The 3,404-nt window shown below is 69.8% G+C and carries 3 protein-coding genes and 1 pseudogene; all 4 read right to left on the bottom strand.

The genetic code is table 11. The features are described from left to right. Positions 1–292: 292 nt before the first annotated feature. Complete coding sequence (locus AC07DI_RS37430; protein ID WP_478909434.1) at positions 293–2,425, bottom strand: ATP-binding protein; 2,133 nt, start codon at positions 2,423–2,425, stop codon at positions 293–295. Between the two features lie 111 nt (positions 2,426–2,536). Beyond that, on the bottom strand, positions 2,537–2,707 hold the full coding sequence (locus AC07DI_RS37425) for a pRL2-8 (RefSeq protein ID WP_478909433.1): 171 nt from the start codon (positions 2,705–2,707) through the stop codon (positions 2,537–2,539). A gap of 2 nt (positions 2,708–2,709) precedes the next feature. Then, positions 2,710–3,027, bottom strand: coding sequence for a hypothetical protein (locus AC07DI_RS37420; RefSeq protein ID WP_478909431.1), 318 nt, complete (start codon positions 3,025–3,027; stop codon positions 2,710–2,712). Positions 3,028–3,061: 34 nt separating this feature from the next. Further along, a pseudogene (locus AC07DI_RS37415) lies at positions 3,062–3,404 on the bottom strand (DNA cytosine methyltransferase); the annotation flags it as partial.

Raw genomic sequence — 3,404 nt, 5'->3', positions numbered from 1 at the left:
CGATGATCCGCCGCGCCTCGGTTTCGGCCTGCGCTTCGCTCAGACCGGCGCCCGTGGCGCCTGCCTCGGGGGTGGTGTCGGGGTACATGCGGAATCCCTTCACGATGGTGGTGGGGGAGGCAAGGGCACCCCCTGCCGGGGGTGCTGTGGAGGGGGTTTCAGGGGTGCTGACCTGCACGCCTCCCCGCCTCCCCCAAGTGATGTTTTTGCTGATCAGAGCGGGGGAGGCGGCTCGGGGAGGCGCTTGGGGAGTTCTCCCCGCCTCCCCGGGCCGGACGGTCTTAGCTCCCCGCTATCCGGCGGGGGAAGCGGAACCGTTGCTGTCGCGGTTGGCGAGGGCCCGCAGGACGTGATCGCGGTGGACGACCATGACCCCGTGGGACTTCTTCGGCTCCTCGCCGTGCTCCTCCAGCAGCCGCTTCAGCCGGTCGTTGGTCCACTGGTTGCCGTAGACCTTGGAGTCCAGCGCGTGCAGCCGCTTCAGCACTTCGGTGGTGCGCAGCTTGGCCGCGTCACCCAAAACTGCGGCGACATCGGCGAGGGCGTCCCGCCCCTCGCCGCGGTCGACGACCTTCATGGTGGTGACGCCGCCCCGCAGGGCCTTGGCCCGCTCGGCGATGGCGGTGGCGTCATCGTCACCGATGAAGTGCGTGCGCACCGTGATGGAGGACTGGCCCTTGGGGATGTCGATCCCGTCGGAGGCGACGACCAGGGTTCCCTTGTCCAGGCCCTGGCGCAGCAGGTGCGGGGCGGCGCCGCCGTTGACCGCCTTCTCGCCCAGGGCCATGACGGCTTGCGCCGCGGTGCCCAGCGCGAGTGAGGCCCGGGTGTGGGCGCCTTCCCGCACGAGCTTGGGGAGGTTCTGGTCGGTGGGGTCCTGCGTACCCTCGTACATGAGCACGTTGACCACGCGGCCCTGGTTGTGGACCTTGCGTACGCCCATGAAGTAGCGGGAGGTTGCCTTGGAGCCGCCGTAAGGGCGCTTCTCGTCATCCATGGCCGGGCACATGAACGCCACCTGCGCTTCGTCCACGATGCCGATCAGCGGGTCGAACACCACCGTGGGGTCTGCCTGACGCGCCGCGATGCGGCGGTTCATCTCATCGACCAGACCCTCAACCATCTCGGTCGTATCGATCACGTGCTCATCGGTCGGCCCCTGGATCAGTACCGTGGCCAGACCGTCGAACATGGCCCAGTCCCCGGCGCCCTTGAGGTCGGCGATCCGGAACTCAACCCGCCTGTCCAGCGACGCCCACAGCGCCAGGGAGCGCAGCGCGGCGGTCTTGCCCTGGTTGGACAGGCCCGTGATGAGCAGGTGGCGCTGATACAGGCTCAGCGCCGCCGCGTCCCCGCGCAGATCCTGACCCCACGGCGCTTTGCCCTTGGCGTAGTCGGCGGTCATCGTCTCGTCGGTGACCAGCGGGGAGGGGCCGATCGGCTCATCCAACGCACCCGAGTCGGCGATCCACAGACGGACGGTGCGGGCGGCTTCGGGGATGGTGATGAACACTTCGTGTTCGTGCCGGGTCAGGTTCTCCGCGAGCTTGCGCCGCTTGCCCTGAACCTCGTTCGTCGACACCCCGGAGGGCAGGGTCACGTCGACTTCCACGCCGCATCCGGCGATCCGGATCGGACCCAGCATCGCGGCCCCCGCGTCACCCATCTCCTTGATGGCGTTGCGCAGCGCGGGCACCCCCAGGTCGCGCAGGGCCTTGACCACGATCGAGGGGGTGATGGGTTCGCCCTCCCCGGAGCGGACGGTGGCGGGCAGGGCCCAGTTGGGGGCGGCTTGCTGCTTGCGGCCCACTGACCACAGGGCGAGGAGCGCCAGCAGGGGTCCGATGCGCAGGGCCGGTCCCCACACGATCGAGACGATCGTGACGAGAAGCCGGATGAACTCAAAGACCGCCATCAACGGCGTCAGCACGTCGGAGACATCCTCATTGGCGATAGCCAGCACCACCCCGAGCCCGACCAGCGAGCCGATGCCCGCCCCGGTGCCGACCGCGAGGCCCTTGGCCACGTCCACGGGCGACTTCAGCAGGTCCATACGGCGCCGGTGACGTGCCTCACGGAAGCGCTGCAAACGCTCCTCCCACTCCTGGGCCACCTCATAGTTCCCGGCGGCTTCGGCGGCGCGGAGCATGCGTTCATAGCGGGACCCGGTACGGCCGTCCCAGGTGCGGCGGGCCACGATCCGCGTCCCGCCGACCACATACATGCTGTGGCGGACTGCCACCCGTCCCGTTTCACGGGTGCGTTCGTCAGTGGCGATCCGGCGCACTGCCCGTCCGGAGCGCACCCACAACGGCACGACCGGCGCGGCCGGGGCGGGGTCGGGGACGACGGTGAGGTTCGGACCAGGTTCGGCGGTGGCGGGAGGGTCGGGGTTCTTGTGCAGGGGAACGACGTTGCCGCTCATGACGGCATCACTCCTGACTGCCCCGGACGGGGGCGGGAGGCGAGAGAGCCCCGGGGTGACCGCGTGGTGGCGGGTACCCCGGGGCGGGTCAGCGGGCGTGGCGAGCGCGGTTCACCACCAACGCGATTCCTTCTTGGGCACAAGGGAGGGGCAGCCGTTGACCATGTGGGAAACGCACTGCGGGCAGTCCTCGCGCGGCTTGAGGGCGCGGTGGATGCTCTTGTCGTAGGCGTGCTGCCAGCACTGCGGGCACTGGCCGGGAGGCGCCGGTTTGGCGGCCATGCTCACCACCAGCCCGAAGACTTCTTGGCGGCCTTGGCCTTCGCGTTCTCGTTCACGATGCGCTGCCGCTCGCTCTGCAACGCGGTGATCTCCGCGTTCAGCCGCGTCTCGGCAGCACTCCAGGCGGTGTCGGCCTTGGTGTCGGCGCGGGCGGTGCTCTTGTGCCGCACCACCTTGACCGAACCACTGGCGGCGGCGGCCAGGATGGCGCGGCGTTCGCGGCCATCCAGCGGCCACAACTGGCGCTGCTGAACGGCTTCAAGCTTGCGGGTCGTCTGCTGGATCTCACGATCCAGGCGACGCGTGTCGGGCTTACCCATAGAACTCTCCTTGGAGGATGGGAAAGGTGCCTGGTCAGGCGGCGATGCGGCCGGGGAGGGCGGCGGGCGCGAGGAAGCGGAGCGCGGCCACGGCCTGGTGCGGGACCACGCCGTTGCCCAGCGCTTTGAGCTGTGCGGAGCGGGACAGGCCGGGGACGTCGGTGACGTGGCCGGCGGGCAGGCCCATGAGCCATTCGACGAAGGCGGGACTCAGCCGTCCCACAGCGTCAACTGGCCCGGGGGCAGCGCAGCCGATGACTTGCGCCCACGCTTCGACGGCCGCGGCGTAGGGCCCCCAATCAACTCCGAGACCTGGTGAAGCGAGGGCCGCACCGCTGCCCCCGGACTCGGGGACCGGTTGCTCGGCCACGTCGATG

The sequence above is a fragment of the Streptomyces sp. NPDC044106 genome, assembly GCF_056433985.1.
This window is presented reverse-complemented; position numbering and strand designations above follow the sequence as displayed.

Excerpts from the sequence above, each read along its gene's own strand:
- AC07DI_RS37430 (WP_478909434.1), bottom strand. The coding sequence starts at position 2,425 with ATGAGCGGCAACGTCGTTCCCCTGCACAAGAACCCCGACCCTCCCGCC.
- AC07DI_RS37425 (WP_478909433.1), bottom strand. The coding sequence starts at position 2,707 with ATGGCCGCCAAACCGGCGCCTCCCGGCCAGTGCCCGCAGTGCTGGCAG.
- AC07DI_RS37420 (WP_478909431.1), bottom strand. The coding sequence starts at position 3,027 with ATGGGTAAGCCCGACACGCGTCGCCTGGATCGTGAGATCCAGCAGACG.